This window comes from Thermoanaerobacter thermocopriae JCM 7501 (assembly GCF_001310975.1).
GTDB classification, from domain to species: domain Bacteria; phylum Bacillota; class Thermoanaerobacteria; order Thermoanaerobacterales; family Thermoanaerobacteraceae; genus Thermoanaerobacter; species Thermoanaerobacter thermocopriae.
This window is the reverse complement of record NZ_BAZY01000005.1, coordinates 13,962-37,075: the sequence shown is the minus strand read 5'-3', so window position 1 is coordinate 37,075 and position 23,114 is coordinate 13,962. Positions and strand designations below refer to the sequence as shown.

At 36.4% G+C, this 23,114-nt stretch carries 21 protein-coding genes, 5 pseudogenes and 1 riboswitch; of the genes and pseudogenes, 16 read left to right on the top strand and 10 right to left on the bottom strand.

The window, feature by feature from the left end; translation table 11 throughout:
- Positions 1-257: 257 nt before the first annotated feature.
- Together JCM7501_RS03215 and JCM7501_RS03210 are read right to left on the bottom strand one after the other, a co-directional pair.
- Entirely contained in the window at positions 258-647 is a 390-nt protein-coding gene (locus tag JCM7501_RS03215; protein ID WP_028992620.1) for an RNA polymerase sigma factor, read from the bottom strand.
- Between the two features lie 152 nt (positions 648-799).
- Positions 800-1,009 (bottom strand): hypothetical protein, encoded by a 210-nt coding sequence (locus JCM7501_RS03210; RefSeq protein ID WP_038002252.1) that lies wholly within the window; start codon positions 1,007-1,009, stop codon positions 800-802.
- Positions 1,010-1,281: 272 nt separating this feature from the next.
- Between JCM7501_RS03210 and JCM7501_RS03205 the strand changes: the two genes are divergently transcribed.
- The 10 genes from JCM7501_RS03205 to JCM7501_RS13260 all read left to right on the top strand — a co-directional run bounded on the left by JCM7501_RS03205 (position 1,282) and on the right by JCM7501_RS13260 (position 9,435).
- Positions 1,282-1,509: a helix-turn-helix domain-containing protein gene (locus JCM7501_RS03205; RefSeq protein ID WP_028306832.1), complete on the top strand. Its 228-nt coding sequence runs from the start codon at positions 1,282-1,284 to the stop codon at positions 1,507-1,509.
- 16 nt (positions 1,510-1,525) lie between these two features.
- A complete protein-coding gene (locus tag JCM7501_RS03200) occupies positions 1,526-1,708 on the top strand; it encodes a hypothetical protein (RefSeq protein WP_054644783.1) in 183 nt (60 codons plus the stop codon).
- 65 nt (positions 1,709-1,773) lie between these two features.
- Positions 1,774-2,763 (top strand): ABC-three component system protein, encoded by a 990-nt coding sequence (locus JCM7501_RS03195; protein ID WP_175576949.1) that lies wholly within the window; start codon positions 1,774-1,776, stop codon positions 2,761-2,763.
- Positions 2,747-2,989 (top strand): ABC-three component system middle component 7, encoded by a 243-nt coding sequence (locus JCM7501_RS03190; protein ID WP_014451309.1) that lies wholly within the window; start codon positions 2,747-2,749, stop codon positions 2,987-2,989. Before JCM7501_RS03195 ends, JCM7501_RS03190 begins: the two co-directional genes overlap by 17 nt.
- Entirely contained in the window at positions 2,964-4,601 is a 1,638-nt protein-coding gene (locus JCM7501_RS03185; protein ID WP_028306830.1) for a DUF2326 domain-containing protein, read from the top strand. Before JCM7501_RS03190 ends, JCM7501_RS03185 begins: the two co-directional genes overlap by 26 nt.
- Before the next feature lie 20 nt (positions 4,602-4,621).
- Positions 4,622-5,581 carry a DNA methyltransferase gene (locus tag JCM7501_RS13275; RefSeq protein WP_218184427.1) on the top strand — a complete coding sequence of 320 codons (960 nt, stop codon included), beginning with the start codon at positions 4,622-4,624 and terminating at the stop codon, positions 5,579-5,581.
- Between the two features lie 104 nt (positions 5,582-5,685).
- Positions 5,686-6,111, top strand: a complete 426-nt coding sequence (locus JCM7501_RS13270) for a DNA methyltransferase (protein WP_162199498.1) — start codon at positions 5,686-5,688, stop codon at positions 6,109-6,111.
- Positions 6,112-6,272: 161 nt separating this feature from the next.
- The gene (locus tag JCM7501_RS13265) at positions 6,273-6,929 is read left to right on the top strand and encodes a hypothetical protein (protein WP_162199497.1); all 657 of its coding nucleotides are present in this window, start codon (positions 6,273-6,275) and stop codon (positions 6,927-6,929) included.
- Complete coding sequence (locus JCM7501_RS03175; protein ID WP_218184426.1) at positions 6,930-9,041, top strand: DEAD/DEAH box helicase; 2,112 nt, start codon at positions 6,930-6,932, stop codon at positions 9,039-9,041. It abuts the gene before it with no gap.
- A gap of 88 nt (positions 9,042-9,129) precedes the next feature.
- Entirely contained in the window at positions 9,130-9,435 is a 306-nt protein-coding gene (locus JCM7501_RS13260; RefSeq protein ID WP_218184425.1) for a hypothetical protein, read from the top strand.
- A 209-nt stretch (positions 9,436-9,644) separates the two neighbouring features.
- Here JCM7501_RS13260 and rlmD read toward each other — a convergent pair whose 3' ends face one another.
- Entirely contained in the window at positions 9,645-10,958 is a 1,314-nt protein-coding gene (gene rlmD / locus JCM7501_RS03170; protein ID WP_407701864.1) for a 23S rRNA (uracil(1939)-C(5))-methyltransferase RlmD, read from the bottom strand.
- A 274-nt stretch (positions 10,959-11,232) separates the two neighbouring features.
- Between rlmD and JCM7501_RS12520 the strand changes: the two genes are divergently transcribed.
- The 3 genes and pseudogenes from JCM7501_RS12520 to JCM7501_RS12515 form a co-directional block, all read left to right on the top strand.
- Complete coding sequence (locus JCM7501_RS12520; RefSeq protein ID WP_012995576.1) at positions 11,233-11,406, top strand: spore coat associated protein CotJA; 174 nt, start codon at positions 11,233-11,235, stop codon at positions 11,404-11,406.
- 4 nt (positions 11,407-11,410) lie between these two features.
- A complete protein-coding gene (locus JCM7501_RS03165; protein ID WP_012995577.1) occupies positions 11,411-11,668 on the top strand; it encodes a spore coat protein CotJB in 258 nt (85 codons plus the stop codon).
- 13 nt (positions 11,669-11,681) lie between these two features.
- Positions 11,682-12,251: pseudogene (locus JCM7501_RS12515) on the top strand (manganese catalase family protein); the annotation flags it as partial.
- Positions 12,252-12,269: 18 nt separating this feature from the next.
- Here JCM7501_RS12515 and JCM7501_RS03160 read toward each other — a convergent pair.
- The 3 genes and pseudogenes from JCM7501_RS03160 to JCM7501_RS03150 all read right to left on the bottom strand — a co-directional run bounded on the left by JCM7501_RS03160 (position 12,270) and on the right by JCM7501_RS03150 (position 16,086).
- Positions 12,270-12,770, bottom strand: a complete 501-nt coding sequence (locus JCM7501_RS03160; RefSeq protein ID WP_028992616.1) for a YbaK/EbsC family protein — start codon at positions 12,768-12,770, stop codon at positions 12,270-12,272.
- Positions 12,739-15,162, bottom strand: a complete 2,424-nt coding sequence (locus JCM7501_RS03155) for a homocysteine S-methyltransferase family protein (protein WP_028992615.1) — start codon at positions 15,160-15,162, stop codon at positions 12,739-12,741. Before JCM7501_RS03155 ends, JCM7501_RS03160 begins: the two co-directional genes overlap by 32 nt.
- Before the next feature lie 14 nt (positions 15,163-15,176).
- Positions 15,177-16,086 (bottom strand): annotated as a pseudogene (locus tag JCM7501_RS03150) (methylenetetrahydrofolate reductase).
- 63 nt (positions 16,087-16,149) lie between these two features.
- A riboswitch (SAM riboswitch) is annotated at positions 16,150-16,253 on the bottom strand.
- Positions 16,254-16,538: 285 nt separating this feature from the next.
- On the opposite strand from JCM7501_RS03150, the gene glgP reads away from it, so the two are divergent.
- On the top strand, positions 16,539-18,164 hold the full coding sequence (gene glgP, locus JCM7501_RS03145) for an alpha-glucan family phosphorylase (RefSeq protein ID WP_028992613.1): 1,626 nt from the start codon (positions 16,539-16,541) through the stop codon (positions 18,162-18,164).
- Between the two features lie 45 nt (positions 18,165-18,209).
- Here the strand turns inward: glgP and JCM7501_RS03140 are convergent.
- Positions 18,210-19,564: pseudogene (locus JCM7501_RS03140) on the bottom strand (glucose-6-phosphate isomerase).
- Between the two features lie 179 nt (positions 19,565-19,743).
- On the opposite strand from JCM7501_RS03140, the gene JCM7501_RS03135 reads away from it, so the two are divergent.
- Together JCM7501_RS03135 and JCM7501_RS15765 are read left to right on the top strand one after the other, a co-directional pair.
- Positions 19,744-20,241, top strand: coding sequence for a nitroreductase family protein (locus JCM7501_RS03135; RefSeq protein ID WP_013150567.1), 498 nt, complete (start codon positions 19,744-19,746; stop codon positions 20,239-20,241).
- 116 nt (positions 20,242-20,357) lie between these two features.
- A pseudogene (locus tag JCM7501_RS15765) lies at positions 20,358-20,499 on the top strand (peptidase T); the annotation flags it as partial.
- A gap of 332 nt (positions 20,500-20,831) precedes the next feature.
- Here the strand turns inward: JCM7501_RS15765 and hypE are convergent.
- From hypE to JCM7501_RS03120, 3 genes and pseudogenes are all read right to left on the bottom strand, one after another.
- Complete coding sequence (gene hypE / locus JCM7501_RS03130; protein ID WP_013150568.1) at positions 20,832-21,821, bottom strand: hydrogenase expression/formation protein HypE; 990 nt, start codon at positions 21,819-21,821, stop codon at positions 20,832-20,834.
- Between the two features lie 15 nt (positions 21,822-21,836).
- A pseudogene (hypD, locus tag JCM7501_RS03125) lies at positions 21,837-22,894 on the bottom strand (hydrogenase formation protein HypD).
- On the bottom strand, positions 22,872-23,114 hold the full coding sequence (locus JCM7501_RS03120) for a HypC/HybG/HupF family hydrogenase formation chaperone (protein ID WP_028992596.1): 243 nt from the start codon (positions 23,112-23,114) through the stop codon (positions 22,872-22,874). Before JCM7501_RS03120 ends, hypD begins: the two are co-directional and overlap by 23 nt.

Sequence of the window (23,114 nt, the reverse complement as noted above, 5' to 3'; positions counted from 1 at the left end):
GAAACTTCGCGGATATCGACAGACTTTACACTGTTACCAGGAACAATAATCGTTACTCTCTGTTTTCTCCCCAGCAGATATTGCAAAAACCTTTCTCGTAGAGTGACATTGCGACATTTCACAATACCTAAATCTCTGTCATTATCCGAGATATTGATTTTGAGTTTGTGTTTCATATGCTCTTTTCACCTCATCTTTCTTAGGACTGATGTTTTGGCCCTCACTGTTAGGCCACGAAAACAGTAAAAGTAAACCCCCTAACTCAAAATTTTTTTTAGTTTTTCATGGATCTTTTTCATGCGGTTTGTAATAGCCATCTTACTGACCCCTTCTTCTCGTGCTATTGAAGCAAGGGATTCATTATTGAAGTACACCCTTCGTACCAGTTCTTTTTGCTGTGGGAGAAGACTATCGATGGCTTTTAGCAATGTCTCATTTTCTTGAGTTCTTATGTACTCTGCGGCAATGTTGGTATTGCTTGCGAAAATCTCTCCCTCATATTTCATTGCATCAAGTGATGTATGTCGGCGAGTCTCTTTATGGTTAATGTTGTATTCCTGACGGTCAAGTTCGACCAGAATTTCTCCCCACTCTTCAGATACTTCAATTTCAATGGTTTCAGTGTTGAAGTGATATTTGATTTTCATTTTTCTCAGCTCCTTGAATTTCAGATTTTTGAAATCCGCAGGAGCCGAAAATCCGTAGAACAAAAAATGACGGCCGGGATAATTCTCTGGTATGAGAATTAATCCTGGCCGTCATGCAGCTCCGCGGATTTTCTATTTAGTTGATTAACGTCTTATGCTGCGCAGACATAGCTTTCTACATGAAAAGCAGCATCATTTATTCGTTTGATTATTGTGACAACCCCATCACGTTCAATCTTCAATGTTCCTCCGATAGGTATCTGTGTGCTGGTTTTACATCGTTTATATGCAACTTCTACAAGACCTGTGGCTGCGTCAGCTTTACAGACTAAGCGACCATTGAAATCGCGAATATCTTTCATGAGTTACCCTCCTTTTTCTTAAATTACAGCTTTGTTCCGCCGTCTATCTAAATTTTATTAATTCGAGCACCTGAAGTCCTCGGCTATGACTCCGCTGTTACTCCGCTGAAACTCCGCAAATCTCCATTTATTTTTGGAACAAAACTAACATAAGCGTTTGTAAAGCCGAAGTTTGTATATATAAATAACTAATTGTAATTTGTATAGTTAATTGCTATAATAATAAATAACCTGTTGGGAATACCATCCAATAGTGCTTGGAGGCGATTAAAATGGCATTTAGTTATAATAAACTTTGGAAACTATTAATTGATAAAAAGATGATGAAAAAAGATCTGATGGCGATGACGAATTTAACATCGACAACAATAGCGAAGTTGAGTAAAGATTTGCCGGTAAGCATGGATGTGTTAGGAAGAATCTGTAAAGCTCTTGATGTCAACATAGGCGATATTGTCGACTATGTTGACGACGATATTCCAACCAATAAAACAAAATAACAGGAGGGCGCAATACATGAAGAAGCTATGTTTTGGCACTTTTGCAACAATTTTAAAGATTTGCATGGCAAAAAGAGTAACACAAAAGCAATTGTGCGGTACCATGCTGCTTTCTATTGCGCCTACTTATGATATTCGCAGCGATGATGGCACCGTTTCAGATTTGATATTAGGTAAAAAAATCTTTCACCTGTTGTAACCGATGCTGCTCCGGATGTAGATGCTCGTGATATTTCGGTTTTCTTTAAGGAGAAAGTCCTCCCCATGTTGGATAGTAATAAAAATAGCCTAATAGTTCTTGCATTGAAGGACATCATTGCTTCTGATGACACAATCGAACCTGAAACAATTGTTGAGAAAGTAAATAACATGACAAAGGAGGATATTGTTACCTGTAATTCATTTGTTCTGGAAGACTTTCTTGCCGGAATATTTCTTTATACAGTACTTAATGTCGAAAACAGGAATTGTGAAAATAGTGTAAGAGAGATAACCGATGAGTACATACAATCCTTTGAAACTCAAAAGAAAAGCATTAAATTTATTACAACTTACAATAATTTTTCTATGGAAGCCGCTAATGAAGTTGCGATCGATGCTCGAGCTTTGGTGCTACTAGCTGAAACGGGCGGCAGATGCCAAAAGTGCGGTAGAATTCTTGGTATAAAAAAAGAAGGCAACGATATTAACTACGCTAAGATCGTTCGCCTTTCAGAAACTGACGATATTATTCTATGTGTTGACTGTGAACGCGAAATTCGAAATTTATCTGAAGAAGATAAATTGGCTTTATTATCCGACAAGCATGACTTAGAAATACTTGTTAAGGCAAGAGATGCTACATCAAGACATGAAATAGAAAAGCAAATTGAACAAGTACTTCGAGAAGTTGATCTAATGGATGTTACAGCCGATACACAACTCAAAATGGAACCTATTAAGGTTGAAAATAAAATTACTGAAAAACGCCTGAAAGAAAGAGTGCTTTTTGATGTTAGACGGTTTTATGAAGGAGTAAATGATACATTAGATCGGTTAGCCGGAGAAAATAAATTAAATGTGGATAGATTTGCTAAAAGTATTAAACGGATGTATGAAGATGCTAGTGAATCACAGATTTCACAAAGTGCTATTTACAACCTCCTTGTTGAGACATTATTTGAAAAGACCGGTCGTAAATACAGAGAGGCTTGTGAGATAATAATCTCCTACTTCGTGCAAAGGTGTGAGGTGTTCGATGAGATTACCAAATAAAGTAACATCATATTCAAACAGTATTATTGCGCTTTTTCCAGGTATTTTAGAAGCATTGTCACAGCAAGATATGTCCCCAAAAGAATTATTTGAACGAACCATGCCACGCCAAAAAAACATGGCTGATTTTCTAAGTGCTTTAGACTGCTTGTTTGCATTAGGCAGAATTAAACTAATTGAGGAAAAGAGGGTACTGCGCTATGTTAAAAGAGATACGATGCGATAAATTTGCTCCAAATCATCAAGTGATAAAACTTAATGAAGGATTAAACACGGTTTTGGGCAGTTCCAGCGGTACTAATGCAATAGGAAAATCAACATTTCTGTGGGTTATAGATTATGCATTCGGCGGTGACAGATACTACTCCATGTCGGATGATATAAAAAAGGAAATAGGCCCACATACCATCCATTTCACTTACGAGTTTGAAGGACAACCGTACTATTTTTATAGAAGTACTGAAGATACTAAAAATGTATATCGAAGTGATAAGGACGGACATTTTATTACAAAATTGACACTTGATGAATTTCGTAGCTTTCTATTTCAAGAATATAAAGTTGGTATCCCCTCTCTTACATTTTCAGATATAACTGAGCGTTTTTTCCGCATTTATGGGCGCGAAAATACGCTTGAAAAGTATCCATTACTTGTAAAACCTCGTGAACAAGATGAAAAGGCAGTCGATTTTTTATTAAAACTTTTTGGGCATTATGAAATTCTATCTGCGATTAAGAGCATGGAAGAAGAACTTGGGATTAAATTTTCGCAGCTCAAATACCGCCAACATCAGAGAGTGGATATAGAAAAAATCGAAACCAATCAAAAAATGATCGAGTCTTTAAAGAAAAGGCTTCAAAAATTAATGAAAAACAACGAAGAAGCGCAATTAGCAGTTTTTGGGTTTGATACACATACATTCGAACAAATAACTGCAATTCAAAAAGAATTGAATAGTTTTATTCGCAAACGTAATCGCTTGCAATCGCAGCTTAATGCTATTACGAGCAATATAGCTGATAGTAAGGCCGAAATCGCAAGTGAATTTGATTCATTGTTACACTTTTTCCCAAATGCTAATATAGCAGCATTTGAAAAGATTGAATATTTTCATGAGAAAATTAGAGAAATTTTAGGCGAAGAGATGAATCAGGAAATTGAGCGTTTGCAGCAAATAATTGATCAATATGATAAAGAAATAAATCGCCTTAATAGAAAAATTAAAGAAACTGGCTTAGCTAAGGAAATGTCAGAGAGAATACTATCACAGTGTGTTAATGTGTCTAAAACAATTGATAGACTTGAAGAAGAAACGGCGGATTTAATTCGTCAGAAAGAGCTTCAAGAAGCTCGCATTGAAGCGGAGAGGAAATTAAAAGATTTGCTGCTGCAACAAACCGAAATAATACATGAAATACAAGATAACATTAACCTACGAATGAAAATGATTAACGACGTAGTAACTGAACAGCAGGAAATCGCCCCACTTTTGCAGATAACTCCTCAAAAGGAAATTATATTTGAAACACCCGGAAACACAAGTGAGGGAACCGCTTTCAAGAGCCTAGTTATATACGATTTAACTATACTTGAACTACGTCCAATCCCTGCACTTATCCACGACTCCAATATCCTTAAACGTATTGAGGATATACACTTAGAACATATATTGGAACGTTATCAATCCAGTAATCGCCAGGTTTTCATTGCGTTTGATAAAGCTGATTCTACAACTGAGAAAGCGCACAAGATTTTAGAAGAAACAGCAATCTTGCGATTATCAGATGGTAATGAACTATTTGGTCGTTCGTGGAGTAAATACGAATCGAATGATTAAATATTAGGAGGATGAAAAATATGGCTGCAATCAATGATTTACTGCGTCAAATTCCTGACACTTCTTTGCGTGATCGATTAGAACAGGAATTTGCCCGCTTATCAAAAAATAAAAAATTTGGTCTTGTATTTGAAGAGCACATTCCTGAATGTACTCCTCTTTATGATGTTCCTGTAAAACGTGGCTCGACGGTTGCACTCAAAACAGGTCATATTAACGATTTGTATACGGTGTTAAAAATAGAAGAGGATATTGCCCTTTGCCGCAACAAAACAACAGGTGATACTAGAAATATCCCAGTTTCGGAGTTGGTTTCAGTTGCTCAATTTGGAGAACCTATTTTCCCCATGCTTCAGCCAATTGCTGCTGTAGAGAATGCACCTGACAGTAATTTATGGCACACTATTATTGAAGCAGATAATTACCACGCTCTCCAGTTATTAGAATATTTATATCCAAAGAAAGTAGACTGCATTTATATAGATCCACCATACAATACCGGTGCTCGGGATTGGAAATATAATAATGATTATGTTGATTCCACTGATAATTGGCGTCATAGTAAATGGCTATCCATGATGCAGAAACGTTTAAAGATAGCAAAAAGAATACTTGCTGATGATGGTGTTTTGATTACTACAATAGATGACAATGAATATGCTCATCTATGGATTCTCCTTCACGAAATTTTTCCAAACCTAACTCATACCTGCATAACCATTCAGCATAATCCCGGCGGAACTCAGGGCAAAAAATTTTCTGTGACTCATGAATATGCAATATTTTCATATTCATCAGAAAGTACTATTTTTCGCAAGCAACATACTGGTGGAGATGTATATAATTTAAGACGTTGGGGAAGCACTTCAGGTCGCTACGAAGGTGCAACATGTTTTTATCCAGTAATTCTAGACTCTAACTATAACATCATCGGTTTGGTGATTTACTCGATGAAGAGTTACACCCTACAGCTCAAGTAGAATATAATGCAGATGGTACAATTTATGTTTGGCCAATTGATAAGAATGGCATTGAAAAGAAATGGCGATATGGACGTGATACCGTAGAATCAGTAAAAGATAGAATGTTTATTGAAAAAAAAGGAAATCGAATAGAAATTATTTTACGTAGAGAAAGCGAACCTCCAAAAACGGTTTGGACTGATCCTTTATATAATGCAGAAGCCCATGGTACAGATATGCTTAAAACCATAATTGGTGGCGGTTTTTCTTACCCAAAATCACTCTATGCTGTCCATGATGCATTGTTATTCGCTGTATCAGGAAAGAAAAATGCTTTAATTGTCGACTTTTTTGCTGGTAGTGGAACAACGCTCCATGCGGTAAATTTACTAAACGTAGAGGATAATGGTAACCGTCGTTGTATTTTAGTAACAAATAACGAAGTATCAGACGCAGAATCAAAAGCTTTACGCGAACAAGGATATCAACCTGGCGACCAGAATGGGAAAAACATGGTATATGTCGCTCGGTTACTTGGCCTAGGATAAAATATAGTATCCTTGGAAAACGTGATGATGGCACTATCCTATCAGGAGAGTATTACACAAACCAAACAGTATCAAAAGAGGTAGAGCGTTCATTCTATCAGCTTGGCTTTATTGATAATCCTACGGAACTAACAACTAATGCAAAAAAGCAGCTTGTTTCTTTGCTACGCGGTAAGGATGGAAAGTCGCAATTACCACAATCATTAGTCAAAGCAGATAGTAAATTTATTGTTTCGGATAAACATTCGGCGACTATCTTGTTTGATGTAAATGCTGTTAATGAATGGCTGGAAGCTTTAGAAGATCAAGACCACATCACAGACTTTTATATAGTGGTAAAATCTGCTGCCACTTTCAAGGAAATTAAAGCACAGGTATCAAACTTGCTCGGTCCAATGAATGTAACATTGCAAGTTAAACGTCCCATGAGCGATGGTTTTCCTGCAAATGTTGAGTATTTTAAACTAGGTTTTTTAGATAAAAACAGCGTATCACTAGGTCAACAATTCCGCGAAATATTACCATTGCTTTGGCTAAAATCCGGTGCTATCGGCCGGAGGCCAGAAATAAACAGCGATGAAGAACCAGATATGTTAATTCTTCCTCAAAACGGCTTTGCAGTTCTGGTTGATGAAGCAAAATATGCCGAGTTTGCAAAAAAGATTTCAGAAGTAAATAATATTAAAGTGGTATATTTTGTAACAAACTCGGAGGAAGCTTTCCGCGAAATGACTGATGGCATAAAAATAAAAAATACATACCAACTATACCGAGATTACATTGATAACTTTGTGTTGGGAAGTAGGAGGGATTCATAAATGAGAGTTACTTTATTTCCATTTCAGGAAACGGCTCTTGCAGAATTGCATGAGAAAATTAATAAAGCTCATTTAATGTGGAGCGAAAAAGACCCTCAGGTAATATCGTTTTCCGCACCTACGGGTTCTGGAAAAACTATAATTATGACTGCACTTTTTGAAGAAATCCTATATGGAGGTTCAGATAATATCGGCGATCCGAATTCAGTGTTTGTTTGGCTTTCCGATTCGCCGGAACTTAACGAGCAAACGCGATTAAAAATTGAAAGCAAATCAGACAAAATTCGTGTACGGGACTTAGTAACTGTAGATTCAAACTTTGATGCCGAGTATTTGGAGGGTGGACGTATTTATTTTATTAACACACAAAAACTCGGTTCTGACAAGTTATTAACAACTAAGTCCGATACAAGGCAATATACAATTTGGGAAACACTCACAAATACAGCTAAACGCATTCCCAAACAGTTCTATGTGGTCATTGATGAAGCACATAGAGGGACTTATACATCTGCTCAAGCAGAAAATAAAGCACAATCCATCATGCAAAAATTCATCAAAGGTAGCGAAGAAGACGGACTTTGTATTATGCCTTTAGTTATCGGCGTGACCGCAACACCCCAGAGATTTGATAACTTAATTGCTGGGACTACTTCGACAGTACAAAAAGTTATTGTTCCACCTGAACAAGTACGTGAATCGGGGCTTTTAAAGGACAGAATCATTATTCATTACCCAGATATCCAACTTGGTGCCGATATGACAATGTTCAAAGGTGCAGTCGAAAATTGGCTTAATAAATGTGCTCACTGGAAAGCTTACTGTGAACGTGAAAATGAGAAAATGGTAAACCCTATCCTTGTCGTCCAAGTCGAAGATGGTAATGAACGAGAAATAACCCGTACCGATTTAGGGATTTGTATCGATTTGCTGGAAGAGGCAATGGTACGCAAGTTATTGCCCGGTGAAGTGGTACATACCTTTAATGATTATGGTACGATCAAAGTGCGTGACGTTGAAATTCATCAAATTGAAGCTTCTAGAATCGAAGACGAAGAAAATGTGAAGGTTGTGTTCTTCAAAATGAACCTTTCCACAGGTTGGGACTGTCCTCGTGCTGAAACAATGATGTCATTTCGTAGCGCGCAGGACTATACCTACATAGCACAGCTTTTGGGGCGTATGATTCGCACTCCTTTGGCAAGAAGAATTGCCTCCGATGCTGAACTTAATAATGTAAGTCTGTTTCTTCCATACTTTGATAAAGATACAGTAAAAAATGTTGTTAATGCTCTACATGATAGTGAATCGGTTATGCCCACTGAAACTGGTACAAATAAAGAGCTTATAACACTCGGGCGCAACCTCGCTTATTCTGATGTGTTTGATTCAATGGATAAGCTCATTACATACCGCCTGGATTCATCCCGCAAGCAAGCACCGCTTAAGTTATTAATACAGCTTTCTAGAGCATTAACAATGGATGGTATTGATTTGGAAGCACAAAAAGCCGTTAAAAATGCAGTTTTATCAAAAATGGACGAAGAAATTGCTCGCATAAAAGAAAGTGGTGACTTTGATGGTCGAGTTGCTTCAATCACTGGATTTGCTCTTAATACGCTAACATTTGACTATGGAGAAAATGCTTATTCATTTGATGAAGCTACACAAACCATGACTGTTACCGAATTTGACATTTCTCGACATTTTGAACAAGCTGGAAGGATATTGGGAGAAGGCTTACATAAGGAGTATTGGATTCGCCACAGTACCCGAGACCATATTGAAGTAAAGATTGAAGTCATTGTGCTTACAAGTGATACTGCTGCTATGGAGCGAATAAACGCCTTTGCAGAAGAGAAATTTATTAGTCTATATGAGAATAATAAACGCTCTATTGCAAGATTAAATGAGGCTCGAAAAAACATCTATGAAAGATTAATAAATGCTTCCGCTCAACCAATAGCTATTCCTTGGGTATTGCCAGATTCAATCGATTTTTCAGTTTCAGATAACAGTATAAAAATTGATCGACACCTCTATTGTTCTGAGGATGGAACATTCCAAGCATCACTAAACCATGGGAAAAGGGAGTTATTGAAGAAGAACTAAAAACGGTGCCGTTTGCTGGTTACGTAATCTTGATCGTAAAAAGTGGTCACTTGAAATCCCATATGAGGTCGGCGGTGTTATCACTTCTATGTTTCCTGATTTAGTGGTAGTGAGAGCTGATGTACAAGGTTACATTTTTGATATTCTAGAACCACACGACCCCAGCCGTAAGGACAATTATCCCAAGGCAGTTGGCCTAGCAAAATTCGCAGAGAAACATTGGGATAAATTTGGAAGAATTCAACTTATCCGGCAAAAGAAAGGATTAGACGGTCGTGAACATTTCTATAGACTTGATATGGCAAAAGTAGCTGTTAGAAATAAAGTTCGTGGCATTACATCAAACGAGGAACTTGATAGAATTTTTGATACGGATGCTGAGCGAGAAGATTAAATTATACATCCATCCTGCACCCTCAACCCCCTGTAAAAAAGGGGGTTATCTAATCTGGTAACTCAACTATTAATTTTCTGGACGGTTGATATGTTCCCTCAAGCAACCAAAATAAGGGTTTCCTGACATTGCCACATCCGGCAGATCGGCCTCGGGAAAAACTAAATGTCTGGAAACCCTTTATTTACAAGCTTTTCTGTTCTTTATTTCTAAACCCTTGACATCAATGTGACGCACTCAACATGTGTCGTATAAGGAAACATGTCTACACATTTTACTTTATCTACTTTATATCCTCCTTCACTAAAAACTTTTAAATCTCTTGCAAGAGATTCAGGATTACAAGAAACATAAACTACTTTTTGAGGATTAAACTTCACAATATCCTCAAGAGCTTTTGGGTTGATGCCAGACCTCGGAGGGTCTGCAATCACTACATCAGGCTGTTCTTTGATTTCTTTTAGTTTTTGTGAGGCATCCCCAGCAATAAAAGTACAATTTTTAAGTCCATTGAGTTTGGCATTTTCTCTCGCCGACATAACTGCTTCTTCCACAAGTTCTATCCCAATCACCTTTTTAGCCATTGGAGCCATAATTATGCCTATGGTCCCTGTACCAGAATATAAATCAAAAACTATTTTGTCAGATACATCTCCAGCAAATTCCCTTACCGTCTCATAAAGTTTTTCTGCCCCGTATGAATTGGTCTGAAAAAAAGAAAATGCACTTATTTTAAATTTTAAATCCAAAATCTCTTCTATTAGATAATCTCTTCCATATAACACTTCTAATCTTTCACATACCACAGCATCCGACCAAGAATCATTTTGAGTATGCAGTACACCCACAAGATGACTTCCAAAATTCGCATTTTTATATATTTCGATAAGCTCTGTAAAGTCATGTTTCAACTGTGTTGTTGTCACAATATTCAACAAAATTTCCCTTGATTTTGAAGCTTTCCGAACCACCAAATGTCTCAAAAAACCTTCATGAGTCTTTTTGTCATAAAAAGGCAATCTCTTATTTATCGCATACTCAAAAGTGAGAGTTAAAGCCTTAATAAAATCACCATCAACAATATTACATTTATCCGTCATGATTACCTCATAAAATCGACCTTTTCTATGAAGTCCTAACGCCGCATTGCCCTCTTTATCTTTTCCAAAAGTGTATTCCATTTTATTCCTATAACCATGCTCTTTAGGACTTTTTACAATCCCTAAAAATTTATAATCTTTTATTCCTTCTTTTTCAAGAAGCTTTTTTACAATGTTTTCTTTTATTTTGAGTTGTTCTAAATAATCAACATTTTGATAAGTACAACCGCCGCAATCTCCAAAAAGCGGGCAAAGGCTCTCTTTTTCCAAGGGTGAATTTTCTACTATTTCTACCGTTTCCGCTTCTAGTATCTCTTTTTTTATCTTTTTAATTTTCGCTTTTATTTTTTGTCCTAAAAAAGCTCCTTTTATTTTTACCCTTTTCCCATCGTAATAGCCTATTCCAAATCCACCAAACTCCATCTCTTTTATCTCAACTGTTATAATATCATTTTTTTTCACTGTACCATTCCTCCTTCGCTATTTAGATTATACCTTATCCTACTCAATAATTCTAAATAATTAACTAAAATGTTTTTAGCAAAAATAAAATAACTTCGCAAAGACATATTAAAAAGTCTGCATTCAAGCATAAAAGCAGGAGACTTTTTAAAGCAAAAAACCTTTTTTTCTGTATCACAAACAGATATATAAGAATATTATATTAGTAAATCAACCGATTTGGGAGGTTTAAAAAATGTACGATTATAATCCTTATGAGCAAGATTATACTTTTCCACATCTAAAACTTGCACGCGCTTACGTGCCTTTGCAAAAATATGTATCCCTTTATCCTCCAGAAGAAGCCATTAAAAAGGGGACCATCTTTCCTGAACTTGATATGCCTTACGCAGGCGAAAAAATGAGGTGATAAAATGGATGGAAATCAAATATCCTTGCTTAAAAAAATCATGGAAATAGAGTTTACCTGTATAGATTTGAATCTATATTTAGACACTCATCCCGAGGACCAAAAAGCTCTTCAAGACTATAACTATTATTCCAACCAATTGGCTATGTTGAAACAACAATATGAACAATTTTACGGGCCTTTGATGGTTTTTGGTCATTCGCAAAGTCAATATCCCTGGAAATGGGTAGACGACCCTTGGCCTTGGGAAATAGAATATTGAGGAGGACTTTGATATGTGGGTTTATGAAAAGAAACTGCAATATCCTGCCAAAGTCTGCAAACCAGATGTAAAAATGGCAAAATACCTCATCGCCCAATACGGAGGTCCTGACGGGGAACTGGCAGCTGCTTTAAGATACCAAACTCAGCGATTTGTCATGCCTACAGGAAAAGCAAAAGCGGTTTTGACAGATATCGCTACAGAAGAACTAGCACATCTTGAAATAATAGCAACTCTTGTTTTCAAGCTTTTAAAGGGAGTACCAGTAGAAATATTAAAGAAAGAGGGATTGGGAGAATATTACACAGAACACGACAGAGGCTTGTTTTACGCAGATACAACTGGAATGCTGTGGACCGCCGCCTATATCCAGGCAAAAGGAGATGCAATCGCTGATTTACACGAAGATATGGCAGCCGAAGAAAAAGCAAGAGCAACTTATGAACATTTAATAAATCTAACGGATGACCCTTGCGTAAAAGATACTTTAAGGTTTTTGAGAGAAAGAGAGATTGTACACTTTCAAAGATTTGGAGAGACTTTAGTACAAGTAACAGAATATATGGAAAGCAAAAAATTTTTTAAAAAGGTAGATGTATGTCTATTGGCATACATCTACCCATTTTCCTTCTACTATTTTATCGAGGTCTTCGACTTTTATGATAGCAGCAGCGTTTACGTCGCCAGCAGCAGGATATACTACCTCATAATTTTTTAAAGACACATCATAATATACTTCAACCGGATTTTTCAGCCCATAAGGACAAACGCCACCAACAGGATGCCCTGTAACTTCTAACACTTCCTCTGGGGATGCCATTTTTGCTTTTGTTTTAAAAGTATCTTTAAATTTTTTATTGTCTATTTTTCTATCTCCCGCTGTTATAATCATAATATATTTATCTTTTAATCTAAAAAGCATAGACTTTGCTATTTCCCCAGGAGTTACCCCTAAAGATTTAGCTGCTTTTTCCACAGTGCTTGTATCTTCAAAAATTTTTATTTCAATATCATATCCTTTCTCTTTAAAAAACTCTTTCACCGCTTCTACTGACACCTCTACACCACCTTTAAATACCACAAGTTTTACATAAAAGAGCATTTTTTAAGAAAAACTTATCAGCAATTTTAACTGCATCTTGAGCTGTTTTCCCGTAATAATCTGCTCCAATCTTATAGGCATATTCCTCAGTCAAAACAGCACCGCCGACCATTATTTTCACATCAGTATTTGCTTTAAGTAGTTTAATAATTTTTTCCATGTTAAATAAAGTTGTCGTCATCAAAGCACTTAGGCCTACTAACGGTGCCCCTGTTCGCTTTACTTCCTCTAATATCACTTCTCCTTTGACATCTTTTCCTAAGTCAATTACATCATATCCATAGTTTTCAAGCAAAACCTTTACTATATTTTTTCCTATGTCGTGCACATCTCCTTCAACTGTAGCAAGTATTATTTTGCCTTTAGATACTGAACCCTTTGGAAGCTTTTCTTTTATTATCTTAAAAGCACTTTGCACCACTTCAGCAGAACTTAAAAGTTGTGGCAAGAAATACACGCCCTTTTCGTATCTATCCCCCACTTCTTTTAGGGCAGGAATTATTATGTTATCCACTATAGAAAGAGGCTGAACTTCCTCCTCTAAAATATTTTTTACTATATCTTCTACTCCTGACTTTCTACCTTCCAAAATTTGTATATAGAACTTTAACTTTAAATCTTCTTCCTGAATTTTGTGTTGTTCTTTTTCTCTGAGCTCCTCTTTTTGCTTTTTCCCATATATATTCAGATAATTTACACTGCCTTTATCTTTATTTAGCAAAACCATTGTAGCTCTTAAAGTATCCATCATAGTCTCATCGCAGGGATTTATAATAGCAGTAGTGAGACCGTATGACGCTGCCATCGCTAAAAAAGCAGAGTTTATCAATTTCCTCTCAGGTAGGCCAAAAGAAACATTGCTAAGTCCCACAACAGTATTTACTCCTAACTCTTCTTTAGCCAGTTTTATCGCTTCTAAAGTCTCAATTGCAGCTTCCTGCTCAGAAGAAACCGTCAGTACAATGCAATCTATCAATATGTCCTCTTTGGGTATGCCATACTCTTCCGCTTTTTTTATAATTTTTTTCGCATTTTCAATTCTTTCATGCCTATCTTTGGGAAGCCCTTTATCTCCTACAGTAAGTCCTACAACACAAGCTCCATATTTTTTAACAATAGGAAGCACTTCTTTTAAACTTTCCTCTTTTGAACTTACAGAGTTGATTATGGGTCTACCTCTTAAAATTCTTATAGCTTTTTCTACAGCTTTAATATTAGTACTATCTATTTGAAGAGGAAGGTCTACTACATTTTGTATTTCAGAAACTACTTTTGGAAGTAATTCTTCTTCGTTTACCCCAGGAACTCCTACATTTATATCCAATATTTCCGCTCCGCATTTCTGCTGCTTTATAGCTTCCTCTACTGCTAAACTTACATCTCCCGCCAAAAAAGCCTCACTCAACTTCTTTTTCCCAGTCGGATTTATACGCTCCCCTATAATCCTTAAAGGATAATCGTCACCTATGAAAACTGTTTTTGTATTAGAAGCTACTGCTGTAAATTTGTTTACTTTGACTTTTGGTTTCAAATCTTTTACAGCCTCTTTAACAAGTTTTATATAGTGAGGAGTAGTACCACAGCAACCACCAACTATAGAGGCACCTTTTTCAACAAGAGAAGGAAAGAAACTAGCAAATTCTTCTGGTTTTAAGTCATAAACTGTTTTGCCGTCTCTAATCACAGGCATACCTGCATTAGGTTGTGCAATAATAGGTATGCGAGAAACTTGAGACATTTTTTCAACCACATTTATCATTTTATCGGGACCAGTAGAACAGTTAACACCAATGGCATCTAATCCTAACCCTTGTAAACTAACTACTACAGTTATAGGATCTGACCCCATGAGAGTCCTTCCATCTTCTTGAAAAGTCATTGTGCAGATCACTTTCATGTTGGAATTCTCTTTAGCGGCAAGTATAGCAGCCTTTGCTTCTAATATATCCGACATAGTCTCAATTAGGACAATATCTGCCCCTGCTTTTTCTCCTGCCACCACTACCTCTTTAAAGACTTCATAAGCTTCGTCAAAAGTCATATCTCCATAATGAGTTAAAAGCTCTCCCGTAGGTCCTATAGAAAGTGCCACAGGTTTATCTTTTGCCGCCTCTTTTGCAATTTTGACACCTTGAGTGACGATATTGAAAACCTCATTTTCCAGTCCGTACTTTGCCAATTTCACTCTATTAGCTCCAAAAGTGTTTGTCTCAACCACATCCGCCCCCGCCTCTATATAGGCCCTGTGGATATCAAATACTACTTCTGGATGGGTTATATTCATATATTCGGGACACTCTCCAGTTTTTAAACCTCTCTCTTGAAGTTGTGTTCCCATTGCTCCATCAAAAATAATTACTCTCTTTGATAATTCTTTAAAAATGTCTAACATTTTTAACCTCCGTTTCAATTCATCTGAACTTTATTTTGTATAACCTCACAAGCCAAATCATCAATTCTAGAAATTATCTCTAACACTACATCTGTATTTCCCAAAGGCATAATGTGAATTCCAGCAACTTCACTGCGTACATTTTTTATAAACTCTACAGCTATGCTTATTCCCTCTTCTTTTCCTCCATCTTTTAGCCTTTCTAAACTTTTTCTGGAATATCTATACCTGGCACTTTTTCATTTAAATTAACTGCCATTTTAAAGCTTTTAAGAGGCAATATACCTACTAAAAGTGGTACATTGAGATCTTTAATCTTTTCAATAAACTTAAATAAAATCTCTTCATCATAAACCGGTTGTGTTTGAATAAACTCTGCCCTGCTTCTATCTTAACTTTAAGCTTCTCTATCGCCTCATCTCTTAAATCATTTGGATTAGCAGTAGTGCCTGCACAAAATTCTGTTGGTGAATCTAATTTATTGCCATTATAATCATAGCCTTTATTAAAAGCACTGATAATTTTTAAAAGCCCAATAGAATCTACATCATATACCCCTTTAGCTTGAGGAGTATCACCATGGGAGGGGTCATCTCCCGTCAATGCCAATATATTTCTCACCCCTAATGCATAAGCTCCAAGAAGTTCTGACTGTAGTCCAATTAGATTTCTGTCCCTACAGGTCAAATGAAAAATAGCTTCAATGCTTAAATGGTCTTGCAAGAGGTGAGCTACCGCTATGGGACTCATTCGCATATTCGCCATAGGAGAATCTGTTATATTTAAGGCATCTACAATACCCTTTAATTTTCTCGCCTTCTCAATAGTTTTCGTTACATCTACCCCTTTCGGCGTAGAAACTTCTGCTGTTACAACAAACTTCCTTTTCTTAAGTTTATTACACAAATTTTCATTTTTCAACATCTACATCGCCTCCATTTTTAAAAATAAAAAAGTCTCTTCGCCAAAAGAAGAGACACCAAAATTCTCTCATCTTTCAGCGAAACGCTGCTGGAATTGGCACCAAGACGCACATACGTGCCGGTTGCCGGGTTTCATCGGGCCAGTCCCTCCACCACTCTTGATAAGAGATTTAAAGTATTAACTTGTTAAACTATTTAAGCTATATAATACTATGGTTTAATTCCCCTGTCAATACGAAAATTTTTTATGCTTTCAAATGAACTTAAAAATTCTTTTTACAACACTGGCAATTATTTATATTATGGCATTTACTGAATGGCCTGCACTTTGAGACAGAAATTATTAGAGCAAATTCAACGCTCTTTTCTTTTTTAATCTTTGTGCAAACCCTTGCATAATAGATTTTTTAATATTATAATATACTTAACACTTGGAAAATGAGGAGGTTTAATATGAATAACGAAAAATTACCAAGAGTAGCCTATTTCTGCATGGAATACGGCTTACAATCAGATTTTAAACTATATGCTGGTGGTCTTGGAATCTTAGCAGGAGACCATCTAAAAGCCGCAAAAGAATTAGGTATGCCTTTAGTAGGAATAGGCATACTGTGGAAACAAGGTTATACAGAACAACATATAGGTGAAGACGGCTATCCTTATGATGCCTATCGCAATTACACACGTAAATATGACTTTTTAAAAGACACAGGAGTAAAGGTAAAAGTAAAAATAAGAAATAGGGATGTATACTGTAAAGTATGGTTGGTAGACAGCTTTGACAATGCTCCTCTGTATTTGCTTGACACAGATATACCAGAAAATGGAGACAGATGGATAACAGGCCAGCTTTATGGATGGTTTGGTGAAGAAAGAGTTGCACAGGAAATGGTGTTAGGCATTGGGGGAGTAAGAGCTTTAAGAGCTTTGGGAATTGATGTAGATGTTTATCATTTTAACGAAGGGCATGCAGTATTAGCAGCCATTGAGCTTATAAGAGAGAAAATGGAAAATCAAAATATGAGTTTTAAAGAGGCGTGGAAAGCCACAAGAGAAGAAGTAGTATTTACAACTCATACCCCTGTTAAAGAAGGAAACGAATCTCACGATCTAGAACTTCTCATGTACATGGGTGCAAACAACGGTCTTTCAATTGAGCAAATGGCTCAAATCGGTGGTGTTCCTTTTAATATGACAGTCGCAGGTTTGAGACTTTCTCGCATTGCAAACGGTGTCTCAAAACTTCACGGTCAAACTGCAAACAAAATGTGGCAACATGTTGACAATAAGGCCCCTATAATTTCCATAACTAATGGAATCGATAGAAATACTTGGGTAGATAAAAGGATAATAGAAGCCTACAACAAAGGTGAAGGACTTTTAGAAACTCATAATATTTTAAAACAAGAATTAATTGATTTTGTATATCAAAGGACAGGAGTTAAATTAGACGCTGACAAGCTTTTGATAGGTTTTTCAAGGAGAGCTGCTCCTTATAAGAGAAGTGACCTCATATTTACAAATGACGAAGTTATAGGTGATTATCTAAGGTCTAAAAAAATTCAAATGGTGTTTTCTGGAAAAGGTCATCCATTAGATGACGTGAGTAAAAAAATTGTTGCAAAATTAATAGAAATGACAAAGAAATATCCTGAAAGCGTAGTATTCTTAGAAGATTATGATATGACTATAGGAAAGATGCTCACACGAGGCGCTGATGTATGGTTAAACAATCCGAGAAGACCAATGGAGGCCAGCGGTACGTCAGGCATGAAAGCCGCTATGAACGGAGTGTTAAATTTAAGTATTTTAGATGGATGGTGGCCAGAAGCTTGTATAGACGGAGTAAATGGCTGGCAATTTGGAGATGGCTTTGAGTCTGATAATATAGAAGAATTAGACAAACACGACCTTGAAGCACTGTATGACGTCCTTTTAAATAAAGTAGTACCAACCTATTATAACGATAAAGCGAAATGGGAAAGCATGATGAGAGAAAGCATAAGGACGACTTATGAAGCTTTCTCAGCTAATAGAATGTTAAAAGAATACTACGATCTAATGTACACAAAAAAATAAGTCAACTCCTATTTAAAAAGGCCGCGCAATTGCCCGGCCTTTAATTTATTTTCCCAATCTTTTTTCTAGCAATTCTTTTTCTTTTTCATATCCTGGTTTCCCTAAAAGTGCAAACATATTTTTTTGTAAGCCTCTACTCCTGGTTGGTCAAATGGATTAACACCATTTATATATCCACTTATAGCACAAGCCATTTCAAAGAAATATACCAAATTTCCAAAATAATATGGAGATACTTCAGGGATATTTACTACAAGGTTAGGAACATTTCCATCTGTATGAGCCAGCAAGGTCCCTTCAAAAGCTTTTTTATTGACAAAATCTATAGTTTTACCCGCCAAAAAGTTAAGTCCATCTATATTATCCTTATCCTCATTTATAACTATATCTTTCGTAGGCTTCTCAACATTTAAAACTGTTTCAAAAATATTCCTACTTCCCTCTTGTATAAACTGACCCATTGAATGCAAATCTGTCGTAAAATCTACTGAAGCAGGATAAATTCCTTTATTGTCTTTGCCTTCACTCTCTCCAAAAAGCTGTTTCCACCACTCAGAAAAATAGTGAAGCTTTGGCTCATAATTTACAAGTATTTCTATAGCTTTGCCTTTTCTGTATAAAATATTCCTTAAAATTGCATACTGCATGCTTATATTTTCATTAAGGTTGTCTTTGGTATAGACCGTTGAAGCATCATAAGCTCCCTGCATCATATCGTCTATGCTAATGCCTGCTACTGCTATTGGTAAAAGACCTACAGCTGTCAAAACTGAGTATCTTCCTCCAACATCGTCAGGAATCACAAATGTTTCATATCCTTCTTCATCAGCTAATTTTTTTAAAGCTCCTTTCGCTCTATCTGTTGTCACATATATTCTCGATTTAGCCCCTTCTTTTCCGTATTTTTTCTCAAGGAAATCTCTAAAAACCCTAAAAGCTATCGCAGGCTCTGTGGTAGTACCCGATTTAGAAATTACATTTATTGATACATCTTTGTCTATTATAAGTTCAAGTAAATCACTTAAATATGTAGAGCTTATGCTGTTTCCAGCAAAATAAATCTCCGGAGTGTTCCTCTTACTTTTTGGCAACAAATTATAGAAGGAATGAGAAAGCATTTCAATTGCCGCTCTTGCCCCTAAATAAGAGCCACCTATACCTATTACTACTAATACGTCAGAATCTGACTGAATTTTTTGTGCCGCTTTTTTAATGCGTTCAAACTCTGCTTTATCATAGTCTTTGGGAAGACTTACCCATCCTAAGAAGTCATTCCCTTGAGCATTTTTACTAAGCACCATATCAAGAGATAATTTTGCATGCTTTTCCATATATTCAATTTCTTTTTGACTTACAAATTGTAGAGCTTTTGAATAATCAAAACCTATCAATTTCTTCATATGTAAACCTCCATTCCTTATTTACATACTTATTTTATACCATAAATCTATGTTGTTCAAGTTTTTCAAAAGTATGTATAAGTTTACTTGGCTTTATTTTTATACAGTAATAAATTTTTGTCAATCTTTTTGATATTTTTTCTTTATGGGATATAATATATCTAGGAGGTGTAAAACTTATGGATGCATTAGAGGCTTTAAAGAAAAGAAGAAGTATAAGAAAATACATTGACAAACCCATTCCAAAAGAAATATTAGAAGATATAATAGACTGTGCAAGACTTGCTCCCAGTGGAAATAACGCACAGCCCTGGCATTTCGTTGTTATAACAGATAAAGAAAGACTTAAATTTATAGCCGAAAAAGCTACTTATGGTAAATTTATTAAAGATGCAGCAGCTTGCATTATTGTCTATTGTGATAAAAATAACAGACATCATTTAGAGGACGGGTCAGCAGCAACAGAAAATATATTACTGGCAGCTACTGCTTACGGTATAGCTTCCTGCTGGGTTGCGGGATATAACAGAACCTATGAAGAAGAAATAAATAACTATCTCAACATTCCTGACAACTTAAGAATGATTTCCATAATATCATTAGGATATCCTGCAGAAGAGCCACAACCAAAAAGTAAAAAAGCTTTATCTGAAGTTTTGCACTGGGAAAAATTTTAAGTGAAACTATATGTCAAAAGTAGTAGAAAGATTTTTGGAATACGTAAAATATCATACAGCATCGGATGAAAGTTCCTCAAGTTATCCAAGCACCCAAGGACAAATAATATTTGCAAAGCTATATGGGACTATCAACACCTAATTTATTTTATAGGAGGACATAACTTCCACGGCAAATATGAATTTATACCAACCTATGTAATGGAAAAAGCCGTAGATGTAATAGTGAAAATAATTGAATTTTATGCACAAAAATAGGGATAGCTAAAAGCTATCCCTCAGACTGTAGACAAACTTTCGTAAAGGAGATATTTTGCGTTTGGCGCGACTTGTTACAAAGCGGTAACAAAACTTAGCAAGACCGAGGGTGGAGGCAGGGCCGAAGCCATGGATGGCGAAGGCGGGCACCTGAGGCAAGGAGGCCGATTGTGCCCGGTACCCTGCCGGAGCCCGAAGGTCGAGCTTTAGTTTTGTCGCTTTGGAACATCGGAGCGACGATGCAAAATATTTCCTTTGAATATTTTTTAACTTTGTCAACAAACTGAGGGATAGCTAAAAGCTATCCCTCAGTTTGTTGACAAAGTTTAGCCTTAACATATTCTTGGGAGGAGCTCTCCTATTGGCCTGTCAACAATCCTTGAAGTACCGTAAATCGTATTGAGTGTAACAAGCTTTGAATCATTTACTTCTCCTATTATCGCCGCATCCTTCCCATATTTATCTGACTTCATTATTTCTAAAGCTTCCTCCGCATATTTCCTGTCAATAACGGCAATTAACTTCCCTTCATTTGCTAAGTGCAAAAAGTCAAAACCCATCATGTCACAAGCATATTTTACACTATCTTTGACAGGCAATTTATCTTCGTATATTTTAATACCAACGCCGCTCATTTTTGATATTTCATAAAGCACTTCCGCAACTCCGCCTCTTGTAGGATCTCTTAACACCTTTACAGCTTTTCCTAAAGTCATAAGCTTTTCTATCAATTTATTAAGTGGTGAAACATCAGATAAAATTGGAGGATCAAATTGTAACTCTTCTCTAGCACTCATAATAGCCATTCCATGATCGCCTATTGTCCCTGAAACCAATACTACATCCCCCGGTTTTGCATTTTTAATTGACACATCTACATTTTCATATACCACACCTATTCCAGAAGTGGTTATAAATACTCCATCAACACCGCCTTTTTCTACGACTTTGGTATCTCCAGCAACTATTTTAACACCTGCTTCTTCTGCTGTCTCAGCCATAGACTTTACTATTCTTTTTAAATCTTCCATAGGATAACCCTCTTCAATTATAAAGGCAGAAGTTAAATATAAAGGCTTGGCTCCTCTCATAGACGCGTCATTTACTGTCCCACACACTGCAAGTCTTCCTATGTCTCCACCGGGGAAGAAAATAGGTTTTACTATGAAGCTGTCAGTGGTAAAAGTAATATTCTCAAAAAGTAGCGCCGCATCTTCCATCCCTTTTATGTACTCATTGTCAAAGGCCTTTGAAAAAACTTCTTCAATTAAACTTTCCATCATAGTCCCTCCGCCACCGTGGGACAGCAAAACTTTATCCATCCTTCTCATCCTTTCTTACGCCCCATATTTGTAAAAAGCTGCACAAGAACCCTCTGAAGAGACCATACAAGGTCCCACAGGATTTTCAGGAGTGCACGCCTTTCCAAACAAAGGGCACTCATTAGGATAAATACTCCCTTTTAAAACATCTCCACATCTACAGCCTTTTATCTCGATTTCTCCTCCAATTGGTTTTATATCAAATTTTACCGCCGCATCAAAGTCTTTATACTTGTCTTTTATCCTAAGTCCTGAACCTTTGATCTTTCCAAGACCTCTCCAAGTGCTGTCACAAGGTTCAAAAATTTCTTCGATTATCTTCTGTGCTTTAATATTTCCCTCTTTTCTTACAACTCTCTTGTACTGAATTTCTATTGAGGAATTTTTGTAATTTTTAAGAAGCATTATAATGCTCATTAAAATATCCATTGCTTCAAAGCCAGAAATTACACCACTAACTCCGAATTCTTTCGGAATAAACTCATATATCTTGCTTCCCGTTATTGCACTTACATGTCCTGGAAGTAAAAAACCTTGTACGTTTGAACCTCCTTCAAGAAGTGCTCTTAAAGCTTCAGGCATTGTCTTATGAAGACAGTACACACTGTAGTTTTTTATATTTTTCTCCTTTGCCTCCTTTATAGTAACGGCAACTGTGGGAATGGTCGTTTCAAATCCTATTCCTATAAAAACTACCTCTTTAGTCGTATTTTCCTCAGCATATTTTAAAGCATCAAGAGGTGAATAAAACACTTTTATCTCTTTGCCTGCTGCCCTTTGTTGCTGTAATGATGATTTACTTCCTGGCACCCTTATTAGGTCACCAAAAGTAGCAATTACTACATTTTTATTAGAAAGTTCTATTATACTATCTATTTCGTTCTGGCTGTCACACACACTGGGCATCCTGGGCCTGATATAAGTCTTATGTTTTTAGGCAAAATCTGCCTTAGACCGAATTTTGAAATAGCCATTGTGTGAGAACCACAAACTTCCATTATATTAAATTGCACTCCTGGGTTAAAAACATCGATTATTTCTTTAGCTTTTTTAATCATTTCCGTTTGTTGCATCTTGTAAAACCTCCATAAGCTCTTCCCACAGCTCTCTTTCCATTTCTGCTTCTTCTTTATTCACAATACTTATGGCAAGGCCCGCATGAACCATCACATAATCTCCCACTTTAACCTCTGGCACCATCTCTATCGACACCCTTCTTATAACCCCGCCTAATTCTGTTTCTGCAATTTTTCCTTCAATTTTTAACACTTTTGCTGGAACTGCAATACACAT

Excerpts from the sequence above, each read along its gene's own strand:
- JCM7501_RS03200 (WP_054644783.1), top strand. The coding sequence starts at position 1,526 with ATGAAGAAGCTATGTTTTGGCACTTTTGCAACAATTTTAAAGATTTGC.
- hypE (WP_013150568.1), bottom strand. The coding sequence starts at position 21,821 with ATGGATAAAGTTTTGCTGTCCCACGGTGGCGGAGGGACTATGATGGAA.
- JCM7501_RS03155 (WP_028992615.1), bottom strand. The coding sequence starts at position 15,162 with ATGTTAGACATTTTTAAAGAATTATCAAAGAGAGTAATTATTTTTGAT.
- JCM7501_RS03195 (WP_175576949.1), top strand. The coding sequence starts at position 1,774 with ATGTTGGATAGTAATAAAAATAGCCTAATAGTTCTTGCATTGAAGGAC.
- JCM7501_RS13270 (WP_162199498.1), top strand. The coding sequence starts at position 5,686 with ATGTTTATTGAAAAAAAAGGAAATCGAATAGAAATTATTTTACGTAGA.
- JCM7501_RS03175 (WP_218184426.1), top strand. The coding sequence starts at position 6,930 with ATGAGAGTTACTTTATTTCCATTTCAGGAAACGGCTCTTGCAGAATTG.
- JCM7501_RS03190 (WP_014451309.1), top strand. The coding sequence starts at position 2,747 with ATGAGATTACCAAATAAAGTAACATCATATTCAAACAGTATTATTGCG.
- JCM7501_RS03185 (WP_028306830.1), top strand. The coding sequence starts at position 2,964 with ATGTTAAAAGAGATACGATGCGATAAATTTGCTCCAAATCATCAAGTG.
- JCM7501_RS03165 (WP_012995577.1), top strand. The coding sequence starts at position 11,411 with ATGGATGGAAATCAAATATCCTTGCTTAAAAAAATCATGGAAATAGAG.
- JCM7501_RS03205 (WP_028306832.1), top strand. The coding sequence starts at position 1,282 with ATGGCATTTAGTTATAATAAACTTTGGAAACTATTAATTGATAAAAAG.
- JCM7501_RS13275 (WP_218184427.1), top strand. The coding sequence starts at position 4,622 with ATGGCTGCAATCAATGATTTACTGCGTCAAATTCCTGACACTTCTTTG.
- JCM7501_RS03135 (WP_013150567.1), top strand. The coding sequence starts at position 19,744 with ATGGATGCATTAGAGGCTTTAAAGAAAAGAAGAAGTATAAGAAAATAC.
- JCM7501_RS13260 (WP_218184425.1), top strand. The coding sequence starts at position 9,130 with ATGTTTCCTGATTTAGTGGTAGTGAGAGCTGATGTACAAGGTTACATT.
- glgP (WP_028992613.1), top strand. The coding sequence starts at position 16,539 with ATGAATAACGAAAAATTACCAAGAGTAGCCTATTTCTGCATGGAATAC.
- JCM7501_RS03215 (WP_028992620.1), bottom strand. The coding sequence starts at position 647 with ATGAAAATCAAATATCACTTCAACACTGAAACCATTGAAATTGAAGTA.
- JCM7501_RS12520 (WP_012995576.1), top strand. The coding sequence starts at position 11,233 with ATGTACGATTATAATCCTTATGAGCAAGATTATACTTTTCCACATCTA.
- JCM7501_RS03160 (WP_028992616.1), bottom strand. The coding sequence starts at position 12,770 with ATGCTCTTTTATGTAAAACTTGTGGTATTTAAAGGTGGTGTAGAGGTG.
- JCM7501_RS03120 (WP_028992596.1), bottom strand. The coding sequence starts at position 23,114 with ATGTGTATTGCAGTTCCAGCAAAAGTGTTAAAAATTGAAGGAAAAATT.
- rlmD (WP_407701864.1), bottom strand. The coding sequence starts at position 10,958 with ATGGAGTTTGGTGGATTTGGAATAGGCTATTACGATGGGAAAAGGGTA.
- JCM7501_RS03210 (WP_038002252.1), bottom strand. The coding sequence starts at position 1,009 with ATGAAAGATATTCGCGATTTCAATGGTCGCTTAGTCTGTAAAGCTGAC.